The following is a 3,698-nucleotide window of genomic DNA, read 5'->3' as shown; positions in this document are numbered from 1 at the left end:
GTACTGGCCATTGGCATCCACACCCAGACGCAGCTGCTGGGCCTGGTCCGGCGTGGGCGTCTTGCTGACCTGGTTGACCATGCCGCCCGGGGCGATCTGCCCGTACATCACCGCCGAGGGGCCTTTGAGTACTTCCACCCGCTCCAGGTTCCAGCTGTCGAACATGCTGCGGTTCCACTGGCTGCCTTGCGGCGCACGCATGCCATCCAGGGTGACGTTGTTGGACCAGCTGCCCGCATCGAAGCCGCGGATGCGGAAGTCGTCCACGCGGTTGTCGATGCCGCTGCTTTCCAGGCTCACACCGGCCACGTAGCGCATCGCGTCGTTGAGCGACTGCACGCCCCGCGCATCCAGCTCGGCGCGTTCGATCACCGACACCGACTGCGGCGTTTCAGCAATGCTGGTGCTGGTTTTGGTGGCGCCGCTGGTGCTGTTGGCGGTGCGGTAGGCGTTGACCTGCACCGAATCCAACGCGGTGGCCTGCTGGGCGAGGGCATCGAATGCAAGCGTGGTGGCGGCCACGGTGCAGGCCAGGGACAACAGGGTGCGGCGCAGCCTGGAGGGAAGGGGGACGGGAGAATGCATGGCGCGGCTCGGGACAAAGGGGGCGACTGCCTGGCCGGTGGCGATGCGCACGACTGCGGACGTCGATTCCCATCCAGGCAAGGGGAATCTGCACGCCATTTTAACCGGTTGGCGCTCTGATGCAATTGCAACCCATTCGCATATGTGGGGTTGCGACATCCGGTCGCAGCGGGCCACGGCGCCGTTTCGCCCACGTATCATGCGCGGCCCTGTTCGACGTTGATCTCGATCGACGCGCTTAAGCAAAGGATGGATCCCATGACCCACACGCCCACCCGCATCGCACTGGCCACCGCGCTCCTCGCTTTCGCTGGCGCCACCCATGCAGCGGCCTTCAGCACGGTGTCGTTGAGCAAGGCCAGCGAAGCTGCCGCCAGCATCGACGTGCAGCACCTGCCCAGCGCAGGCGCAGAGATCGCGCGGATGCAGACGCAGCATTTCGCCGACGGCGACCAGCTGACCACCTGGGCCGACGGCGGGGTGATGATGCTGTGCCGCAAGGTGGGCTACATCAAGGTGCCCGCCGACAAGCCGGAGATGGCCACGCTGCCGCTGGAGCAGCGGCAGATGCTGGTGTACGCCGCGATGATGGGCAGCGTGGGCGGCGTGGTGCAGGTGATGCAATGGACCGGTGAGAACGTGGAGGTGGCCGACGACGGCAGCGAAACCACGCGCAGCGCCGAATCAAAGTGGGCCTATGGCGTGGAGCGTGCCGAAGTGACTACCCAGCGCATGCCCGACGGTGCCTTGCGGGTACGTGCGCGCAAGACCGCCACGGAAGAATCCACGCCGCGTTCCGGGCCTGATGCCGGCTTCAGCACCGACGACGACCGTGACGCGAGGATCGCCGAGCTGCCGGCCGTGGGCAGTTGGATGGAGGTGTTGATCGGTACGCAGCCCAAGGTGGCCCGCATCGATCCGTCGTTCTCCCTCACCGGTTGGGTGTCCTCGGGCGAAGGCCATGCCGCGACCGTGGGGGAGGCGCGGGCGGCGGCGGGCTGCAAGAACTGAGACACCCCGGTCTAATTGTTCTGCCAGTGGATATTCGCGTGACGCATGGACGTCAGTGTTCTGCCGGTAGTGCATAAAAGCCCTTGCTGCCGGCCGGCACAGGTCTACAATGGCGCCATTCCTACCAGGCCACCCCGATGCGTTCGCAACCGCTCCTGACGTTTTTTACCCAGACCCGCGCAAGCGTGGAACGGGCGCGTCTGCCCTGCGGCTCATCCGGCGGCTGATCGATACCCGATCCCCCTGAACGACCCAGACAGAGCGCCCCATCGGGCGCTCTTTTCGTTTCCGCGTTTTACTTCCTTCCCCTGTTACAGAACGCCTCAAAGGAGAACGTGCCATGCACCAGATCGCCGAGCCCCAAACCTGGCCGCACGCCCGTTAGCCAACGGCGGCGTGCGGCTCCCCGATGTTGGCGATGCGAGTACCCACCATGAACACCCACACCCATACCCTTTCCCATTGGCGCAACCTGGGCATCATTGCCCACATCGACGCCGGCAAGACCACGCTCACCGAACGCCTGCTGTGGAAAACCGGCGAGATCCGCCGCGTCGGCGAAGTGCATGACGGCGCAGCCACGACCGATTTCTCGGCGATCGAGCGCGAACGCGGCATCACCATCGGTGCGGCCGCCGTGCAGGCGCACTGGGCGCCGCGCGGTGGCGACGACCATCGGCTGACCCTGATCGACACCCCCGGGCACATCGATTTCGCGATCGAAGTGGAGCGTTCGCTGCGCGTGCTGGATGGCGCGGTCGCGGTGTTTTCCGCGGTCGATGGCGTGCAGCCGCAGTCCGAAACGGTCTGGCACCAGGCGCGTCGCCACGGCGTGCCGCTGATCGCCTACGTCAACAAGATGGACCGCATCGGCGCCTCGTTCGAGCGCGTGCTGGCGCAGTTGCAGGACAAGCTGCAGGCGCGTCCGTGGGCGCTCGGCTGGCCGTTGGGCGATGAGAACCACTTCCACGGCTGGGTCGATTTCATCGCCCGGCAACGCGTGGAGTGGGACGACGCCGGCAATCCGACCCGCAGCGGATGGACCGCAGACGAACAGACGCAGTGGGAGCCGTATCGTCTGCGTCTGATCGAGGCGGTGGCCAACCATGACGACGTGCTGGCCGACACCTGGCTGGCGGGCGAGGCCGTGGATGACGCGCTGTTGCGCGCCGCGTTGCGCCGGGCCACGTTGGCCGGTGCGGGCGTGCCGGTGCTGGCCGGAGCGGCGTTCAAGAGCAAGGGCATCGACACGTTGCTGGATGCGATCGTGGATTTCCTGCCCTCGCCGCTGGACCGTCCTGCGGTCGTGGCCACCCGTGGCGACGACGAGGTGCTGCTGCCGCCGGACCCGAAGGGACCGCTGGCGGGCTTGCTGTTCAAGATCACCCACCAGAGCCATGCCGCGTTGAGCTTCGTGCGGCTGTACTCGGGCACCTTGAAGGTGGGCGACCAGGTGGCCAGTTCGCAGCACGCGCAGGGCCGGCGCATCAGCCGGCTGGTGCGGGTGCAGGCCGACCACACCCACGACATCACCGAAGCGGTTGCCGGTGAGATCGTGGCGGTGATCGGCTGGAAGGATGCGGTGAGCGGTGAAACGCTCAGCGCGCCGTCCGCGCCGCTGCTGCTGGACACCATCCATGCCCAGCACGCGGTGTTGGCCTGGCGGTTGAACGCCGACAAGGCGTCCGACCTGATCCGGATGAGCCAGGGCCTGTCGAGCCTGGCCCAGGAAGATCCCTCGTTCCGCGTCGCAACCGACGCTGTGACCGGGGAGACCCTGATCTGGGGCATGGGCGAGTTGCATCTGGAGGTGATGGTGGAGCGCCTGCGCAGCGAGTGGAACGTGCCGGTGCGGGTGGGTGAGCCACGCGTGGCGTACCAGGAAACGCCGTCGCGCGCGGTGCTGGGCGTGGAAGGCAAGGTGGCCAAGCAGACCGGCGGCCAGGGCCAGTTCGCCCGGGTGCTGATCGAGGTGGCGCCCACCGGCGACGATGCGGTGCGCTTTGTCGACCGCACCGTGGGCGGCGTCATTCCGAAGGCGTTCGTGGCGGCGGTGGAGAAGGGCGTGCGCGCGGCGCTGGAAGAAGGGCCGCGCGCACGCC

At 67.2% G+C, this 3,698-nt stretch carries 3 protein-coding genes; 2 read left to right on the top strand and 1 reads right to left on the bottom strand.

What is annotated here, in order from left to right; translation table 11 throughout:
* The coding region (locus DBR34_RS22805; protein ID WP_258223847.1) for a TonB-dependent receptor plug domain-containing protein at positions 1-585 on the bottom strand (585 nt) is incomplete at its 3' end.
* A gap of 258 nt (positions 586-843) precedes the next feature.
* On the opposite strand from DBR34_RS22805, the gene DBR34_RS11815 reads away from it, so the two are divergent.
* Complete coding sequence (locus DBR34_RS11815; protein WP_128096940.1) at positions 844-1,596, top strand: hypothetical protein; 753 nt, start codon at positions 844-846, stop codon at positions 1,594-1,596.
* A gap of 433 nt (positions 1,597-2,029) precedes the next feature.
* On the top strand, positions 2,030-3,698 hold a 1,669-nt coding region (locus tag DBR34_RS11810; RefSeq protein WP_128096939.1), incomplete at its 3' end, for a GTP-binding protein.

Origin of the sequence: Stenotrophomonas sp. HMWF003 (assembly GCF_003061285.1) — a bacterium.
Taxonomy (GTDB): Bacteria; Pseudomonadota; Gammaproteobacteria; order Xanthomonadales; family Xanthomonadaceae; genus Stenotrophomonas; species Stenotrophomonas maltophilia_AP.
Note: the sequence above shows the minus strand (reverse complement) of the source record. Positions and strands in the feature narration are given on the sequence as shown.